This is a genomic window from Faunimonas sp. B44 (genome assembly GCF_052655945.1).
In genome coordinates this window covers 25,536-37,416 of sequence record NZ_JBQYEX010000020.1, presented here as the reverse complement: position 1 = coordinate 37,416, position 11,881 = coordinate 25,536, and the positions used below count along the sequence as shown (strand labels likewise).

Here is an 11,881-nt window from a genome sequence, read left to right as displayed (position 1 = left end):
GTGCTCGTAGGTGGTCTTGGTGTCGGGCTGCATGGTCACGGCCAGGACCAGGTCCTTGAGGTCGGAGGGCAGCTTGACGTTGTCGTTGGCGAGCATCTGGAACGCCCGGTCGGACCGGATCTGGCCGATCTGTTCCTTCAGCGTGTGGGTGGCCGGATCGAAGACCGCCTTGAGCTTCTCCTTCAGGTGGTCCTCGAAGCTCACCCAGCCGTCGAAGCGGGTGGGGACCCGGTCGTACTGCTTGGTCAGGACGACGAGCCGGAAGTCGGGCGGCAGGACGCCGGCCCGGATCGCGTCATTGACGTAGCTCTGGATGTAGGACTCCGAGAGGTACTGTGTCCCGATCTTGAAGCGGTCCTCCTCGCGCTGGACGTAGACGCCGCCTTCCGCCGCCTTGACCGGAACGAAGTTCTTGGAAGGCAGCACCTTCAGGACGTAGGTCGGGTCCTTGCGGGCCTGGCCCTTGGCCGGCTTCTTCAGGTCCGGGTCGACGGTCGAGAGGTCGATCGTGGTCGGGCTCAGGAAGGCGGAGAGCACCTGAGCGACGTCGGCCTCCTCCTTGATCCAGACGACGCCACCCTGCTTCCACTCGGTCGCCAGCCACTTCTTCATGCGGGCGGTGCCGAACTTCGTGTCCTGCGGCTCCAGGATGAAGGTGACGTGCTTGAGCGTGTTGAGGTCGTAGGTTCGCCAGTTGCCCCTGCGTTCCCGGAAGCCGAAGTTCGCCGGCGGCTTCGCGCAGGTGTCCTCGTTGATGTAGTGGAAGCGGGTGGTGAACTTCATCGGGTCCACCAGCACGTTGCGGACGAGCGGCTTCCCGTTCCAGCGCAGGGACTGGAAGACGAGGCTCCAGAGTGCCCGCTTGTCGGAGTAGTAGCCCTGGTTAGCGTCGGCGAGGATGCAGGCCTCGAGGAAGGTCGGGCAGGCGTCGATCTCTTTCTGGCACTCCGCCGCGAGTTCCTTCTCGACCACGACCAGGCGCTTCTTGATGTTGGCGATCGTGTCGGCGTCGTAGCCGAGCTGCTCACGGGACGTGGCCACGCTCAGTTTACCGATCGGGAAGTCGATCACGATCGGGTGGCGGAGCAGGTGGTGGTTGGGCTCACCGATCGAGTAGCCGTCGATCGGGTAGATCACGCAGCCCTGCCGGGCATGGAGCTGGCTGATGACCGACGGGCCAAACATCCGCCAGCCTGTGCCCTGATACTGGACCTGGCCGTCGTCCATCCGGAACGTCTCGTTGACGACGTTCGGCTTGAGGTCGAAGCCGAGGAACACGCGCTTGGCGGCGGTGTGGAACGCGGAGATGTCGTCGTTCTTGACCGGGAAGGAGATCTCCACTCCCTTCGGCTCGATCGAGGCCTGGCGGTCGAGGAGCGCCATCTGTGGCACGCCCTCGTCGCCGAGGAAGGCAGAGTAGGTCCGCCTCTCCCGCCCGTCCCAGCAGGTGACGGTGAAGGACGAGGTGTAGGCGAAGGCCGACTTGGAGCCGAGACCGATCATCCCGACCGCGTCGTTCGTTTCTCGCTTGGACGAGGCGAACATGGTCGAGTAGAGGTTCATCACCTCGTCGTGGTCGAGGCCGACGCCGTAGTCCCGGACCCGGAAGATCGGCTCGAAGCGGCTCGGGAGCTGAACGTCGAAGGGCTTGTCGGCCTTGCCGGCCATGCGGTGGGCATCGAAGGCGTTGGTGCAGTACTCACGCACCGGAGCCCGGATCTTGTCGGCATAGATGCCGTCGATCACCGAGCGGAACGCCATTGCGTTCATCTCGAACTTGAAGGAGCCGGCGTCCTGCAGACCCCCGGTGAAGACGTCGGCCTTCACGGCATGCATTTTCATCGCTTTTCTCCAAAGAAAAAGCCCGCCAGAAATGGCGGGCTTCGGGTGAAAGGGGTAGGGTGATCCCCTAGGGGTTCAGAAGATCATCGCTGGTGCCACTTCTCCAACCAATCGTCGTAGAGCGGCTTCAGCTCGGGGCACACCGACTGCTCGAGGAACTCGTCGCTGACAGGCTGCCACCCGCCGAACGTGTCGCCGTAGCAGGCTATGCACCTGACCTCGGCCCAGCGACCGTTCCGGCCGGGGTGCCCGTCGAGGAGGTAGATGTTCTCGACCCTCTCGCAGACGCTGCATTTGGCGGTCTCGATCTCGGTCATCATGACTTGGACTCCTTGAGGAGGGCGTCGATTTGCTCGGTCGGATAGCCTTCGACGAGAAGTGGACCCCTGGCCCACCGCAGCGCCTCCTCCAGCGCCTTGTTGCGGGTCTTTTCGGCAGCGAGCTTCGTCTCTAGCCGTGCGCCCTCCTGGTTTAGGTTGCTGAAGCCCTCGACTAGCTCGTGGTTGATCCTCCGCAGCCGTTCCACCTCCGTCTCGTCTCGCGCAGCCAGGTACTCGAGCGTCTTCGGGTACTGGACCATGACCTTGGCCCGGAGGGTGGCGAAGTCGGGCTTCTCACGCATGGTCTTGAGCGCCATCACCTCCGCGAAGAGGTCGTTCCAGTCGTCCCCGGAGGGTGGGCGCGGGTCGGGCGCGGCGTTCATTCGAGCAGCCTGATCCTCGGCAAAGGCCAGAAGGGCGTCGACCGCATTGAGGGCGGAGACGATCCGCTCGGCTTCCTCCAGGGTGAAGCCCGAGCCCTGGACGAAATCGCCGATCCCGGTGAGGAAGTACTTGCTGCAGCCTCGATGGCCGCAGGGGCACTTCTCGTAGCCGATGTCAGCCATAGACGACCTCCCCGAACAGGGCGAGCTGGAGGAACACGTCGGCGTCCTCGGCGTCGTACTCGCCGCAGAGGACCCGGCCGAGACGCTCCCTAGGCATGAGTCCCTCGGCCTTCTCGAGCTTGTTCTTGGTCAGGACGTCGACCTCGCCATCGAACTCGAGCCGGAGCGTGAAGTCCTGCCGGTAGAGGTCCGGGTCGGCGTACCAGGGCTTCTCGGTCGTGGTCCCGACCTGGAGGTAGCAGCTCTCGAGCCAGTAGGTGCTGCCACCCTCGATGGCGGTGATCATGAGGTCGGCGACCTCCTGCTTATTGAGGACGATCATCTTTCGCGTAGATCCTTGGCTTGCGGGCGGCATCGACCTGCAGGATGGCAAGGTCGGCACGGGTGACCGGCTTGTTGTCCTGATCGACGAAGCTCGAATTGATGAAGGGGTTGTACCGGACCTCCCTGGCCCGGCTCTTCTGCCCGGCAGGGATGCCGTGCATGCACCAGAGGCGTCCCCGGATGACGGCGTGGACGTTCTTCTCGCCGGTGGCGACGACCCGCTCCCGGCCTTTCTGGCTGACCACGAAACGGGGCCTCTCAATGGAAAGGGCCGTGAGATGGTGGATCACACGGCCCTTGTGGCGGACGCTGTAGCAGCGCCTTCGACTGTTCCAGTAGACGTCAACCATCATCGATCTGGGTCCTGGCGTAGGCGATCATGGCATCCAGGAGCTTCTGCTCTTCGACGTCCACACCCCAGACCCTCTCGAGCTTCGAGATGAAGGCACACAGTTCCTGGTGGTTCATCAGGCTGATCCAGCCGATCAACCGGACGGCGGTGCCGTAGTAGAAGGTGACGTCGTCATTCAGCATTGGAATCTCCTCACGAACTCGGGCACGCCCTCGGCGCGCTTCTCGTCCATCCAGTTCATGTATCCGGACGTCGTCTCGCCGGCGGTGACCGCCGCCTGCCATTCGCTGATCGGGATCATTGGGTTCTCCCAGACCGCCTGACTTTCCTCCAAAGGAGGGGGAGGAGGGGGAGGGGCGGTGATGCCGAACAGGCCCTCGGCCTCGGCCACCGACGAGCGGATCGTGCCGAAGATCTCGGCGACCTGCTCGTCGGTGTAGGTGTAGTTGCCCCGGTTCGAGAGGTTGCCCAGGACCCGGATCGCCTCCAGGACGTTGGCCAGGCGCTTCTCGGCGAGACGGACGAAGTTACCGGCCTTGTCTTTGGACACGGCGCCACTCCTCCGGATCTGAGTATTTCAGGAAGTCACGAAGCTGCTGGTAGATGGCGTCGTCCAGCTTCACCTCGCGTGGCCACACGGTCTCGACGCCGCCGTCCTCCAGTTCGATGACCAGATGCTGGCTGTTGCGACCGACGGGGCGGCATCGTCGGCCGTTGTAAAGGAAGAAGAAACGAGTCATGGGTATGCGATCCCCTGTCAGGAGGTTGATATGCCCAAGCCGAAGATTGATCTGGACGAGATGTCACCGCAGGAGCTGGAGGAACTCCACGCCGAGCTGATGGCAGCCCAGGAGCGCAAGAAGACCGACTATCAGAACGAGCTGATCGAACGGTACCAGCGCCTGCGGGACGAGATGGTGAAGTGGGGCGTCATCTCGGACGACTTTCCCCGCCTCAAGCGTCGGGGCTGGACTAGGCGGACCTCTCAAAGCCTCCAGTAGGTGACCAGGTCCCGGTTCTTGTGATGCTGCTCGATGCAGGCCCGGATCAGTTCATGGCGCTCCTTGCGCCGGGTGAAGGTCCGGGCCGTCTTGGCGAGCTTGCGGTTGATGTGGCGCACGACCTCGGCGTCCTTCGCCAAGACGTGCAGGTCTCCGACCAGGCGGACGATCATGATTTCTTCTCCCAATCGTGGACCCAGGCCACCTGGCTGGTCGTGCCGCAGCGGCTGCATTCGCACAGCAGCCTGACGTGGTGCCGGCCGATGTTGTCGACGGGGCCGGGCTTCGCGTCGAGATATGGCAGATCGCCGTACCAGCCGGGTTCCCAGACGTGACCGAACCACCGGCACTTCCAGCCGGCTTTCTTCTCCCATACCCAGGAGGGCCATTTGAGGACGATCATCCCGTGATCCTCTTGTCGAAGTTCTGGTACGGACCCCACTGGTGGTCCTGTCGCAGGTTGACGAGATAGCCCGCAGTCAGCTCGTCTCGGGCGAGGCTCAGGGCCTCGTCCATGCTGACGATGTAGCGGGCGAGATGCTGCATGGAGTTTGGTCCGCCCCAGACGTCGAGAATGATCATTCCTCCATCTCCACTTCCTCGTAGTCGCACTGCTCATCCTCGACGCGCTCGAAATACTCCGAGATCGCCTCCTCGGTGTCGTGGGGCATCTCGGTGCCGAGACCCTCGTCCTCCCACCACTCCTCGACATAGGCGTGGATCTGGCGGAGGAGCCCCTTCTTCGTCCGGGCGGCGTAGAGGTCGGTGCCGTAACTGTGGGTGATCGAGGCCACCCAGATCTTGTCAGCCACGGCAGTACCCTCCGAAGTTGGCCTCGCCGACGATGGGGTCACCACTGGGCAGGGCGCCGGCGTTGATTTCGACACAGTCGAGCCTCGTCTCGAGCCAGTTCTTGGCCGTCTCCTCGTCCGGGGCCTGGATCGTGAACGACGCCTCCAGGAACACGTCGAAGGTGAACGTCGTGCTTCCCGACAAGTAGTCCTTCACCTCGGCGACAGCATTCAGGAATGTATCGTCGCCGATCGTGTCCTCCATATAGTAGTGGTGCGCCTGGTCCAAGTATTTGGCGGCAGTCACGTTCGTGGGGTCGGCCCGGAAAGCCTCCCGGGCGATGGTCAGCGTCATGTACTTCCTCTCTTCGTTGTGGCGTGGGGTGATGCCGTAGCTTCCCTCGTAGCCGTCGAAGACCTCCTGGGCGCGGTCAGCGTTATTCACCATAGCTGGCCACCAGCTTCTCGAACGTGGCCACGGCCTCGTCCTTGGAACGGCACATGTAGTCGTTCCAGAACGCGGCTGGCTGGGCGATGATCTCCTCCAGGCGCTCGGTCACGGCCTGGACCACGGGGCGCTCCTCGATCTTGTACAGGAGGGCGGCACCCTGCAGCTCGTAGGACGCCATGTTGATGGCGCCGTAGGCGCAGAAGCAGGTCCCGCTGGCGATGTCGAGGCCGGCATCGCTGTATTCGTTCTTGTGCCATCCGCGCTTGATGTGCATCAGGGCACGTTCGGCGATCTGTTTCTCAAGCATAGCTGGCCACCAGCTTCTCGAAGGCGGTAACGACCTCTTCCTTGGTGCGGTCAGGGTCGTCGTTCCAGGCGGATACCCCCGCGCCGACGATGTGCCGAAGCCGGTCCGTGACGGCACCGACCTCCGGACGATCCTCGATACGACGGATCGTGTCGCTGGCACCCTGCAGTTTATAGGACGCCCTGTTGATGGCGCCGAGGGCGCAGAAACAGGTGCCGGCAGCGAGATCCTCGCCGGCGTTGCAGTAGTCGTCCTGGTACCAACCCTGCTTGATGATCTCGAGGGCGTGTTCGGCGATCTGCTTCTCAATCGTAGACATCGGCACCATCCTTCTTCAGGGCACGACGGGCGACCGTCTCGGGGTCGGCGCCCTCGGTCCACAGGCCGTAGTAGTCCATGTCGCCGAGGTCGTAGATCGACACGGCGGCGAGTTCGATGCAGGCCTCGTTGACCTGATGCATCCACTGGGCGAAGGGCGTTCTCATGCGATCTTCTCCACGTAGTCGCGGTAGTTCGCGTCCACGTCCCTGACGTTGCAGATCCAGGCCAGCTGGTGGGCCATGAGCTGGACGGCGGCGTCGGTGCAGGGGTTGCCGCCTTCCTCGCGGACTTCGCGGCAGGCCTCGATGATCGCGTGGGCGATCCCGGAGGGGTTGCAGGCGCCGAGCTGGATGTCGAAGGCGGCTGCGTTGCGGGGCTTGGTCATGCCACTTGCCTGTGTCTGGAGGGGTCGATGACGAACCCGAAGGGCGCCCGCTGACGGTACTCGTCCTCGGGGACCAGGTAGGTCCGTGTTTCGTCGCCTCGCTTCGCCCAGCACCTCACGCCGTCAGCCACCGCTATGGCGGACGTCACGACCCAGTCGTTCTTGTGCCGCTCGATGAAGGCGCGCTCGTCCTTCACGCGGCTCTCACCGGGCTGGAGCACGACCTGGCGGAACTGCTCGTACTCGTCGGGGTGCCAGTTTCGGGCGCTCTCCTCGGCGTAGCGCAGGGCCGAGGGCTTGAAGGCGTGGGGGAAGACGAGGGCGACGAGCGCCCACTCGCAGTCCTCCTCGTACCAGCCGCCCTTCTTCCGCATGTAGTCGGGCATCTTCCGGTTGAGTTCGGCAGACAGCTTGATGCCGCCGTGGCTGGCGGTGGACACCTGCCAGATGCCGACGGCGAGCTGGAGAATGTCCTGGGGCTTACCCCAGGGGCTGGAAGCGAATTGCATTGTGCATCTCCATGAACATGGCGATCTGTTCCGGGACCTCGGTCCCGACCTCGGGGTCGACGAACTCGTGGTAGATGTCGCCGTCGGCGGTGAAGAAGCGGAACTCGGCCGGCTTCTCGAGCGTGATCTCGCTGTCCCGGACGACGGTCGCCCGATAGATCGGTTCGGGCGCGCAGTACTCGCCGGTGTTGGTCCAGAAGCCGATGTCGACGATGTCGATGTGGGAGTGGGTCTCACCCGGATAGGCGAGGGCGAACTCCTTGAGGTCGACCCGAACGATGTCGGCGTAGTCGGCACCTTCTTCGGAGGGGTCGTAGAGGACGACCCGGCCAGACTTATCGTCGACGTGCAGTTCGCCGTAGTTTCCGAAGACGACGATCATTGTGTTCCTCCAAAGGAAAGGCCCGCTCCGTTGAGGGAGCGGGCCTTGTCGAAAGCCGCCGGTGTCACTCGGGACTGTTGAGCCATTCCTCGATCACCTCCAGGTCCTCGGTGTCGACGTATTGCTTGTCCACGACGTCCTTCAGGATCGTGCGGATGTCCTTGGGCTTCGGGGGCCACCAGGTGAGCTGTCCGCCGGCCTCGATCAGGGCCTGGGCGGCGTGATCGATCTCGACCGCGCACTCCCGGTCGTAGAGGTCGTCGAGCAGCTCCTCGAACACGTCGATCGCGTTGAGGGCAGCGAGAATGGTCTTGGCCTCGACGCGGTCACCCATTCCGTCGACGATGACCTTGCCGACCTTCTGGTATCTCATGATCTCAGGATCTCCTGTGCTCTGTGGGGCTGCCGCTGCGCCTGGACGATCTTCCATTGCAGGCGGGCAATCTCGAGGTCCTTCTGGGGGTGGTTCTCGGCGTTGAGGGGATCGAGAACCAGTGCTTCACGACCGCGCAGATCGTGCGGTCGAGTTCGTCGAGGACGGCCTCAGTCGTCATGGTAGTAGGGCAGGTAGTCGACCCGCTCGGCATCGCAGTCGAACAGGGCATAGCAGCAGCCCATCTCCCGGGCCTTCTGCAGGCAGGCCCAGAGGTCCTGGGGGTACCAGGTGATCCGGTCCTCCGGGGCGTAGAGGAACCAGCCGTACTCCGTCTTGGCGAGGGAGATGGGCGCGTCGTTCTCGAGCCAGTCCCGCGTTCGGCGGGTGAGGTGGCCGGTCGAGAGGTCGAGGAAGTTGCGGACGGTCATGACCAGTCCACCTCCCCGGTCTGGACCAGGCGCTTGAGCGTGGCGATCGCCTTGAGGGTTGAATGGAGCTTGGAGATCTTGATCTCCATCCCGACGTTCGCCAGGGCGAGGTCTCGGGCATGTTTCTCGGCCTCCTCAAGGGTGATGGTTGGACCGAGCGTGACCACGTACTGGTCCGGATCGGCGAGGGTCCAGCGGTCCTTGTCCCACTCCACGGACACGATCGTTTCTGGATCGTCCTCGTAGACGACCACGCCGGGCTCAATGAGCCATGCGGCATCACCGCCATTGTTGCCATCCAGGTAGCGGATGGGCTCGCCGGCTAGATGCAGTTCACGCATCGCTTCTGCTGCAGCGTCACGAGCAGTCTGGCGGACCGGCTCGAAGCGGTTGATGTCCCAGTATCCAAGAGGGTGTTCCACCCCCTCGAGCACCAGGTCCCAGTCGCCTGCGGATGAGATTGTGTAGATCTCCCCGTGCTTGAGAAAGTCATTGGCGATGCCGGTGGTGTTGATGCACCGGCTTTCATTGATCGTGACCTCCGCCTTGAACGTGCTGTGAACCTCGGCGACCGTGATCCGGATGCCGAGGAACTCCTTCGCCAGATTCCGGGCCTCGGCCTCGGCCTCTTCCAGGCTCAGGTGGTCGCCGTCGACCACGACCACGTAGCGGGGGAGGGGTTCGAAGCGGCAGGCACTCCAGAAGCCACAGGGGTGATCCACCCCCTCCAGCACCAGTTCCTCGCCACAGATGGTCTTGATCGTGTAGATGGCTCCGTGCGTGAGGATGTCTCCGGAATTGTACGCTTTAACGCACCGGACCTTGTCACCAGGTTGCATTGTTGAAGGCCTCCTCGAGGGCGTCGGTGTTCAGGTCGAACTTGTCGGCGACCACCGACAGGCGGTCGCGGAGGGTCGCCCGGGTGCTCCAGGCGCTGTCGTGGACATCCTGCAGGTCCCCGAGCAGGTTCACGTCCGGGAGCTGGTCCAGGATCTTGCGGGGCAGGAACCGGACGGAGTTGTCCTCGAGCGAGCGATCGTAGAGGTGGTCCGGGATCAGGCAGCCGACCGCGCACTTGGTTCCGTCGGGGGCGCGATAGAGACAGTCACCCTCCTGGTTCATGGCGGGCCTGCCCTTCTTGAACAGGTGACGGACGACGAAGTCGAACGCTTCCTGGCGATTACCAATCAGCATTGTTGAAGGCCTCCTGGAGGGCGTCGGTGTTGAGTGCCCAGTGTCCTGCGATGATGGCGAGGTGGTCGCGCAGGTATGCCGGGTTCAACCAGTTGCTGTCGTCGTCGTGGGCCTGCTGCAGTTTGTCGAGCAGGCTCGGGGCCGGGAGCTGGTCCAGGACCCGTTGGGGCAGGGAGAAGACGGACCGACCTTCCAGCTTGGGGCTGTAGAGTTCGTCCGGGATCAGGCAGCCGACCGCGCACTTGGTTCCTTCGGGACCGCGATAGACGCAGCCGCCGAACTTGGCCTGCTTGCCCTGCTTGAACAGGTGACGGACGACTGTGTCGAACGCCTCCTGGCGATTACCAATGAGCATTGTTGAAGGCCTCCTCGAGGGCGTCGGTGTTGAGAGTGCTGTACCTGGCGATCGCCGCCAGCCGGCGAACCAGGCTGTTGGGCGACTGCCAGGACGCGATGTTGTCATGCGCGTCCTGCAGCTCGCCCAGGAGGTTGGTATGGGGGAGCTTGATGGGCAGGCGGTCGACCAGCTGACCTTCGAACGAGGGGTCATAGTCCTCGTCCGGGATCAGGCAGCCGACGGCGCACTTGAGGCCGTCGTATGTGCGGTACCGGCAGACGCCATACTCATGCGCCTGCTTGCCCTGCGCGAAGAGGTGGCGCACGACGGTGTCGAACGTGTCCTGCATCACACGTACTCCAGGCTCTTGGTCGTGCGGGCGACCACGCGGGCGATGTAGATCTGTCTCGCGCCGGTGATGTATTCGTAGGCGGCGGACATGGCGTCCTCCAGGGACGTGAACACTTCGGTGTAGTCGTCCACGACGATGATGTGCTCACCGTCCTGGGGCCGGGGCTTGAACGCGGCCTCGACCGCGTGCTTGGCCTCAAGCAGCGAGCAGCCCGTCTCCTGGCGGTACGCCTTGATGAGGGCAATCATCGGGGAGGTGGAGGAGAGAATGTCCTTGATCATGCTGCAAACCTCAGTTTCTCGAACTTGTTGGTGGTGGTGCCCTTGCCGGAGAGCGGATCGACGAGGACGAGCTGGCCAGTCCTGCGGACCATCCAGTTGTGGGTGTGGAGGTCCCAGGAATAGTCCTGGAACCGCTCCCGAAACGCCTCCATGAACGGGTTCTGGATGCGGTCGATCATGTTCCGGTACTTCGGGACATGGGCGACGACGGTCTCCAGGTGCTCGATCACGGCGATGTAGGAGCCGTTGGCGAAGCGACGGGCGCTGTAGATCTTCGGCGCCCAGTTCCCGGCCCAGCCGTTCTCGTGCGCCCAGATCAGGTACTCGATCCCGGGATCGCCCTCGAGACAGACCTTGACCACGCGCTCGGAGCCGATCCGCTTGTAGATCTTGGAGTAGCAGCCGGAGCCGATCTCGTAGAAGCCGAGGGCCTCGAGCTTCTCGGCGTAGTCGCGCGTCGACTTCGGCAGGTCGATCACCTTGCGCCAGTTCTCCGACAGGTAGATGGCCTCGTCGTGCGGCAGTTCACAGGTGATCTTGTAGATCCACCTCTCCGCCTCCGCCTTGTCCAGGTAGGGGAGGGGCGTGTTGGGGTAGGGCGTGTATTTGGACCAGTCCACGTTCGGGAGCTTGGACCAGGCGAAGGCGAAGGGCAGGGTGGTGGCGAGAAAGCGGTTCATCTGCATCTCCGAGCGAGCCACTTGGCTTCGGTTAGAAGGTCGGGTGGACCCTCGGGGAACTCGCCCTCGAGAATTGCCACGACCTGCTGCCATAGGGGTGTGTTGGGGAACTCGCCCAGGCGGGCGAGACGGATGTCGAACATGCGGTGGAACCGGTAGTGCTCCGGGTTCACGCACAGAGGTGCCTCACACTGTCGGATCACCCGGACAGATCGGTCGGTGATGCCCATGAAGGCGCGAACTGGATGGGTGTTCTCGGGCTTGATCCGGGGCTTGCCGTGATGCACGTTGCCGGTCCAGATCAGATGGGTGCCGACTGGGTTCGTGCGACGAGCAAAACGCTGCTCGACAGTTTCCTTCGGGCGCATCTTGTTCCTCGAGTAAAGGGGGGTTAAAACAGGGATCAACCTCCCTTAGGCAAAATATCCCCCTAGGGGGAGCTTTGGCCCCTGGAAACTAGATCTCTCTTCAAACCCCCCTCTTCTCCCCTTGGAAAAAGGGGAGAAGAGAGAAGAGAAAAGTTTATATATAGGTAGGAAAATCAATGGCTTACAGGCGATTGATCAACCAGAGTGGGAAGAACACGCCGGAAGTGACGTCTCTTCGTCGTCAGATAGCGACTGGCCTCGGCCTCGAACTGGACCTTGGCCTGCTCGTGTTGTTCGTCACGACCAGTCCGGTA

Annotated in this window: 29 protein-coding genes; 1 reads left to right on the top strand and 28 read right to left on the bottom strand. The window is 63.1% G+C overall.

The genetic code is table 11. The annotated features are described in order from the left end of the window. The 8 genes from ACUN0C_RS18810 to ACUN0C_RS18775 form a co-directional block, all read right to left on the bottom strand. The coding region (locus tag ACUN0C_RS18810) for a hypothetical protein (RefSeq protein WP_445467947.1) at positions 1-1,842 on the bottom strand (1,842 nt) is incomplete at its 3' end. 83 nt (positions 1,843-1,925) lie between these two features. Further along, entirely contained in the window at positions 1,926-2,162 is a 237-nt protein-coding gene (locus ACUN0C_RS18805) for a hypothetical protein (RefSeq protein ID WP_445467946.1), read from the bottom strand. Further along, entirely contained in the window at positions 2,159-2,728 is a 570-nt protein-coding gene (locus tag ACUN0C_RS18800; RefSeq protein WP_445467945.1) for a hypothetical protein, read from the bottom strand. Before ACUN0C_RS18800 ends, ACUN0C_RS18805 begins: the two co-directional genes overlap by 4 nt. Beyond that, positions 2,721-3,050: a hypothetical protein gene (locus ACUN0C_RS18795; RefSeq protein ID WP_445467944.1), complete on the bottom strand. Its 330-nt coding sequence runs from the start codon at positions 3,048-3,050 to the stop codon at positions 2,721-2,723. The genes ACUN0C_RS18800 and ACUN0C_RS18795 overlap by 8 nt, the downstream gene beginning before the upstream one ends. Further along, entirely contained in the window at positions 3,034-3,405 is a 372-nt protein-coding gene (locus tag ACUN0C_RS18790; protein WP_445467943.1) for a hypothetical protein, read from the bottom strand. Before ACUN0C_RS18790 ends, ACUN0C_RS18795 begins: the two co-directional genes overlap by 17 nt. Further along, the gene (locus ACUN0C_RS18785; protein ID WP_445467942.1) at positions 3,395-3,586 is read right to left on the bottom strand and encodes a hypothetical protein; all 192 of its coding nucleotides are present in this window, start codon (positions 3,584-3,586) and stop codon (positions 3,395-3,397) included. The genes ACUN0C_RS18790 and ACUN0C_RS18785 overlap by 11 nt, the downstream gene beginning before the upstream one ends. Further along, positions 3,580-3,954 carry a hypothetical protein gene (locus ACUN0C_RS18780; protein WP_445467941.1) on the bottom strand — a complete coding sequence of 125 codons (375 nt, stop codon included), beginning with the start codon at positions 3,952-3,954 and terminating at the stop codon, positions 3,580-3,582. The genes ACUN0C_RS18785 and ACUN0C_RS18780 overlap by 7 nt, the downstream gene beginning before the upstream one ends. After that, complete coding sequence (locus ACUN0C_RS18775) at positions 3,932-4,144, bottom strand: hypothetical protein (protein ID WP_445467940.1); 213 nt, start codon at positions 4,142-4,144, stop codon at positions 3,932-3,934. The genes ACUN0C_RS18780 and ACUN0C_RS18775 overlap by 23 nt, the downstream gene beginning before the upstream one ends. A gap of 30 nt (positions 4,145-4,174) precedes the next feature. Here ACUN0C_RS18775 and ACUN0C_RS18770 point away from each other — a divergent pair, with 30 nt between their 5' ends. Continuing rightward, complete coding sequence (locus ACUN0C_RS18770; protein WP_445467939.1) at positions 4,175-4,405, top strand: hypothetical protein; 231 nt, start codon at positions 4,175-4,177, stop codon at positions 4,403-4,405. On the opposite strand, the gene ACUN0C_RS18765 is transcribed toward ACUN0C_RS18770, so the two are convergent. The 20 genes from ACUN0C_RS18765 to ACUN0C_RS18670 all read right to left on the bottom strand — a co-directional run bounded on the left by ACUN0C_RS18765 (position 4,390) and on the right by ACUN0C_RS18670 (position 11,567). After that, on the bottom strand, positions 4,390-4,578 hold the full coding sequence (locus tag ACUN0C_RS18765) for a hypothetical protein (RefSeq protein WP_445467938.1): 189 nt from the start codon (positions 4,576-4,578) through the stop codon (positions 4,390-4,392). The genes ACUN0C_RS18770 and ACUN0C_RS18765 overlap by 16 nt on opposite strands. Beyond that, on the bottom strand, positions 4,575-4,808 hold the full coding sequence (locus ACUN0C_RS18760) for a hypothetical protein (RefSeq protein ID WP_445467937.1): 234 nt from the start codon (positions 4,806-4,808) through the stop codon (positions 4,575-4,577). Before ACUN0C_RS18760 ends, ACUN0C_RS18765 begins: the two co-directional genes overlap by 4 nt. Next, on the bottom strand, positions 4,805-4,987 hold the full coding sequence (locus tag ACUN0C_RS18755) for a hypothetical protein (RefSeq protein WP_445467936.1): 183 nt from the start codon (positions 4,985-4,987) through the stop codon (positions 4,805-4,807). The genes ACUN0C_RS18760 and ACUN0C_RS18755 overlap by 4 nt, the downstream gene beginning before the upstream one ends. After that, positions 4,984-5,217, bottom strand: a complete 234-nt coding sequence (locus tag ACUN0C_RS18750; RefSeq protein ID WP_445467935.1) for a hypothetical protein — start codon at positions 5,215-5,217, stop codon at positions 4,984-4,986. The genes ACUN0C_RS18755 and ACUN0C_RS18750 overlap by 4 nt, the downstream gene beginning before the upstream one ends. Further along, positions 5,210-5,644 (bottom strand): hypothetical protein, encoded by a 435-nt coding sequence (locus ACUN0C_RS18745; RefSeq protein WP_445467934.1) that lies wholly within the window; start codon positions 5,642-5,644, stop codon positions 5,210-5,212. Before ACUN0C_RS18745 ends, ACUN0C_RS18750 begins: the two co-directional genes overlap by 8 nt. Beyond that, positions 5,634-5,954: a DUF6197 family protein gene (locus ACUN0C_RS18740; protein WP_445467933.1), complete on the bottom strand. Its 321-nt coding sequence runs from the start codon at positions 5,952-5,954 to the stop codon at positions 5,634-5,636. The genes ACUN0C_RS18745 and ACUN0C_RS18740 overlap by 11 nt, the downstream gene beginning before the upstream one ends. Next, positions 5,947-6,273, bottom strand: coding sequence for a DUF6197 family protein (locus ACUN0C_RS18735; RefSeq protein ID WP_445467932.1), 327 nt, complete (start codon positions 6,271-6,273; stop codon positions 5,947-5,949). The genes ACUN0C_RS18740 and ACUN0C_RS18735 overlap by 8 nt, the downstream gene beginning before the upstream one ends. Beyond that, a complete protein-coding gene (locus ACUN0C_RS18730; protein WP_445467931.1) occupies positions 6,260-6,439 on the bottom strand; it encodes a hypothetical protein in 180 nt (59 codons plus the stop codon). The genes ACUN0C_RS18735 and ACUN0C_RS18730 overlap by 14 nt, the downstream gene beginning before the upstream one ends. Continuing rightward, positions 6,436-6,660: a hypothetical protein gene (locus tag ACUN0C_RS18725; protein WP_445467930.1), complete on the bottom strand. Its 225-nt coding sequence runs from the start codon at positions 6,658-6,660 to the stop codon at positions 6,436-6,438. Before ACUN0C_RS18725 ends, ACUN0C_RS18730 begins: the two co-directional genes overlap by 4 nt. After that, entirely contained in the window at positions 6,657-7,169 is a 513-nt protein-coding gene (locus ACUN0C_RS18720) for a DUF7007 domain-containing protein (protein WP_445467929.1), read from the bottom strand. Before ACUN0C_RS18720 ends, ACUN0C_RS18725 begins: the two co-directional genes overlap by 4 nt. Then, a complete protein-coding gene (locus ACUN0C_RS18715) occupies positions 7,141-7,551 on the bottom strand; it encodes a hypothetical protein (protein ID WP_445467928.1) in 411 nt (136 codons plus the stop codon). The genes ACUN0C_RS18720 and ACUN0C_RS18715 overlap by 29 nt, the downstream gene beginning before the upstream one ends. Positions 7,552-7,615: 64 nt before the next feature. Beyond that, on the bottom strand, positions 7,616-7,924 hold the full coding sequence (locus ACUN0C_RS18710) for a hypothetical protein (RefSeq protein ID WP_445467927.1): 309 nt from the start codon (positions 7,922-7,924) through the stop codon (positions 7,616-7,618). A 170-nt stretch (positions 7,925-8,094) separates the two neighbouring features. Continuing rightward, positions 8,095-8,355 (bottom strand): DUF5983 family protein, encoded by a 261-nt coding sequence (locus ACUN0C_RS18705; RefSeq protein WP_445467926.1) that lies wholly within the window; start codon positions 8,353-8,355, stop codon positions 8,095-8,097. After that, positions 8,352-9,194 carry a hypothetical protein gene (locus ACUN0C_RS18700; protein WP_445467925.1) on the bottom strand — a complete coding sequence of 281 codons (843 nt, stop codon included), beginning with the start codon at positions 9,192-9,194 and terminating at the stop codon, positions 8,352-8,354. The genes ACUN0C_RS18705 and ACUN0C_RS18700 overlap by 4 nt, the downstream gene beginning before the upstream one ends. Continuing rightward, complete coding sequence (locus ACUN0C_RS18695) at positions 9,181-9,549, bottom strand: hypothetical protein (protein ID WP_445467924.1); 369 nt, start codon at positions 9,547-9,549, stop codon at positions 9,181-9,183. The genes ACUN0C_RS18700 and ACUN0C_RS18695 overlap by 14 nt, the downstream gene beginning before the upstream one ends. Then, positions 9,536-9,904 (bottom strand): hypothetical protein, encoded by a 369-nt coding sequence (locus tag ACUN0C_RS18690; protein ID WP_445467923.1) that lies wholly within the window; start codon positions 9,902-9,904, stop codon positions 9,536-9,538. The genes ACUN0C_RS18695 and ACUN0C_RS18690 overlap by 14 nt, the downstream gene beginning before the upstream one ends. Beyond that, on the bottom strand, positions 9,891-10,235 hold the full coding sequence (locus ACUN0C_RS18685; RefSeq protein WP_445467922.1) for a hypothetical protein: 345 nt from the start codon (positions 10,233-10,235) through the stop codon (positions 9,891-9,893). The genes ACUN0C_RS18690 and ACUN0C_RS18685 overlap by 14 nt, the downstream gene beginning before the upstream one ends. After that, positions 10,235-10,519 (bottom strand): hypothetical protein, encoded by a 285-nt coding sequence (locus tag ACUN0C_RS18680; RefSeq protein ID WP_445467921.1) that lies wholly within the window; start codon positions 10,517-10,519, stop codon positions 10,235-10,237. Before ACUN0C_RS18680 ends, ACUN0C_RS18685 begins: the two co-directional genes overlap by 1 nt. Beyond that, positions 10,516-11,199, bottom strand: coding sequence for a hypothetical protein (locus ACUN0C_RS18675; RefSeq protein WP_445467920.1), 684 nt, complete (start codon positions 11,197-11,199; stop codon positions 10,516-10,518). Before ACUN0C_RS18675 ends, ACUN0C_RS18680 begins: the two co-directional genes overlap by 4 nt. Continuing rightward, on the bottom strand, positions 11,196-11,567 hold the full coding sequence (locus tag ACUN0C_RS18670) for a hypothetical protein (RefSeq protein WP_445467919.1): 372 nt from the start codon (positions 11,565-11,567) through the stop codon (positions 11,196-11,198). The genes ACUN0C_RS18675 and ACUN0C_RS18670 overlap by 4 nt, the downstream gene beginning before the upstream one ends. Positions 11,568-11,881: the final 314 nt, after the last annotated feature.

What these genes read in the sequence shown, in the direction of transcription:
- ACUN0C_RS18740 (WP_445467933.1), bottom strand. Translation starts at nt 5,954, where the DNA reads ATGCTTGAGAAACAGATCGCCGAACGTGCCCTGATGCACATCAAGCGC.
- ACUN0C_RS18700 (WP_445467925.1), bottom strand. Translation starts at nt 9,194, where the DNA reads ATGCAACCTGGTGACAAGGTCCGGTGCGTTAAAGCGTACAATTCCGGA.
- ACUN0C_RS18735 (WP_445467932.1), bottom strand. Translation starts at nt 6,273, where the DNA reads ATGTCTACGATTGAGAAGCAGATCGCCGAACACGCCCTCGAGATCATC.
- ACUN0C_RS18725 (WP_445467930.1), bottom strand. Translation starts at nt 6,660, where the DNA reads ATGACCAAGCCCCGCAACGCAGCCGCCTTCGACATCCAGCTCGGCGCC.
- ACUN0C_RS18720 (WP_445467929.1), bottom strand. Translation starts at nt 7,169, where the DNA reads ATGCAATTCGCTTCCAGCCCCTGGGGTAAGCCCCAGGACATTCTCCAG.
- ACUN0C_RS18680 (WP_445467921.1), bottom strand. Translation starts at nt 10,519, where the DNA reads ATGATCAAGGACATTCTCTCCTCCACCTCCCCGATGATTGCCCTCATC.
- ACUN0C_RS18730 (WP_445467931.1), bottom strand. Translation starts at nt 6,439, where the DNA reads ATGAGAACGCCCTTCGCCCAGTGGATGCATCAGGTCAACGAGGCCTGC.
- ACUN0C_RS18705 (WP_445467926.1), bottom strand. Translation starts at nt 8,355, where the DNA reads ATGACCGTCCGCAACTTCCTCGACCTCTCGACCGGCCACCTCACCCGC.
- ACUN0C_RS18785 (WP_445467942.1), bottom strand. Translation starts at nt 3,586, where the DNA reads ATGCTGAATGACGACGTCACCTTCTACTACGGCACCGCCGTCCGGTTG.
- ACUN0C_RS18710 (WP_445467927.1), bottom strand. Translation starts at nt 7,924, where the DNA reads ATGAGATACCAGAAGGTCGGCAAGGTCATCGTCGACGGAATGGGTGAC.
- ACUN0C_RS18695 (WP_445467924.1), bottom strand. Translation starts at nt 9,549, where the DNA reads ATGCTGATTGGTAATCGCCAGGAAGCGTTCGACTTCGTCGTCCGTCAC.
- ACUN0C_RS18800 (WP_445467945.1), bottom strand. Translation starts at nt 2,728, where the DNA reads ATGGCTGACATCGGCTACGAGAAGTGCCCCTGCGGCCATCGAGGCTGC.
- ACUN0C_RS18805 (WP_445467946.1), bottom strand. Translation starts at nt 2,162, where the DNA reads ATGATGACCGAGATCGAGACCGCCAAATGCAGCGTCTGCGAGAGGGTC.
- ACUN0C_RS18760 (WP_445467937.1), bottom strand. Translation starts at nt 4,808, where the DNA reads ATGATCGTCCTCAAATGGCCCTCCTGGGTATGGGAGAAGAAAGCCGGC.
- ACUN0C_RS18795 (WP_445467944.1), bottom strand. Translation starts at nt 3,050, where the DNA reads ATGATCGTCCTCAATAAGCAGGAGGTCGCCGACCTCATGATCACCGCC.
- ACUN0C_RS18715 (WP_445467928.1), bottom strand. Translation starts at nt 7,551, where the DNA reads ATGATCGTCGTCTTCGGAAACTACGGCGAACTGCACGTCGACGATAAG.
- ACUN0C_RS18690 (WP_445467923.1), bottom strand. Translation starts at nt 9,904, where the DNA reads ATGCTCATTGGTAATCGCCAGGAGGCGTTCGACACAGTCGTCCGTCAC.
- ACUN0C_RS18675 (WP_445467920.1), bottom strand. Translation starts at nt 11,199, where the DNA reads ATGAACCGCTTTCTCGCCACCACCCTGCCCTTCGCCTTCGCCTGGTCC.
- ACUN0C_RS18790 (WP_445467943.1), bottom strand. Translation starts at nt 3,405, where the DNA reads ATGATGGTTGACGTCTACTGGAACAGTCGAAGGCGCTGCTACAGCGTC.
- ACUN0C_RS18685 (WP_445467922.1), bottom strand. Translation starts at nt 10,235, where the DNA reads ATGCAGGACACGTTCGACACCGTCGTGCGCCACCTCTTCGCGCAGGGC.
- ACUN0C_RS18755 (WP_445467936.1), bottom strand. Translation starts at nt 4,987, where the DNA reads ATGATCATTCTCGACGTCTGGGGCGGACCAAACTCCATGCAGCATCTC.
- ACUN0C_RS18765 (WP_445467938.1), bottom strand. Translation starts at nt 4,578, where the DNA reads ATGATCGTCCGCCTGGTCGGAGACCTGCACGTCTTGGCGAAGGACGCC.
- ACUN0C_RS18745 (WP_445467934.1), bottom strand. Translation starts at nt 5,644, where the DNA reads ATGGTGAATAACGCTGACCGCGCCCAGGAGGTCTTCGACGGCTACGAG.
- ACUN0C_RS18670 (WP_445467919.1), bottom strand. Translation starts at nt 11,567, where the DNA reads ATGCGCCCGAAGGAAACTGTCGAGCAGCGTTTTGCTCGTCGCACGAAC.
- ACUN0C_RS18775 (WP_445467940.1), bottom strand. Translation starts at nt 4,144, where the DNA reads ATGACTCGTTTCTTCTTCCTTTACAACGGCCGACGATGCCGCCCCGTC.
- ACUN0C_RS18770 (WP_445467939.1), top strand. Translation starts at nt 4,175, where the DNA reads ATGCCCAAGCCGAAGATTGATCTGGACGAGATGTCACCGCAGGAGCTG.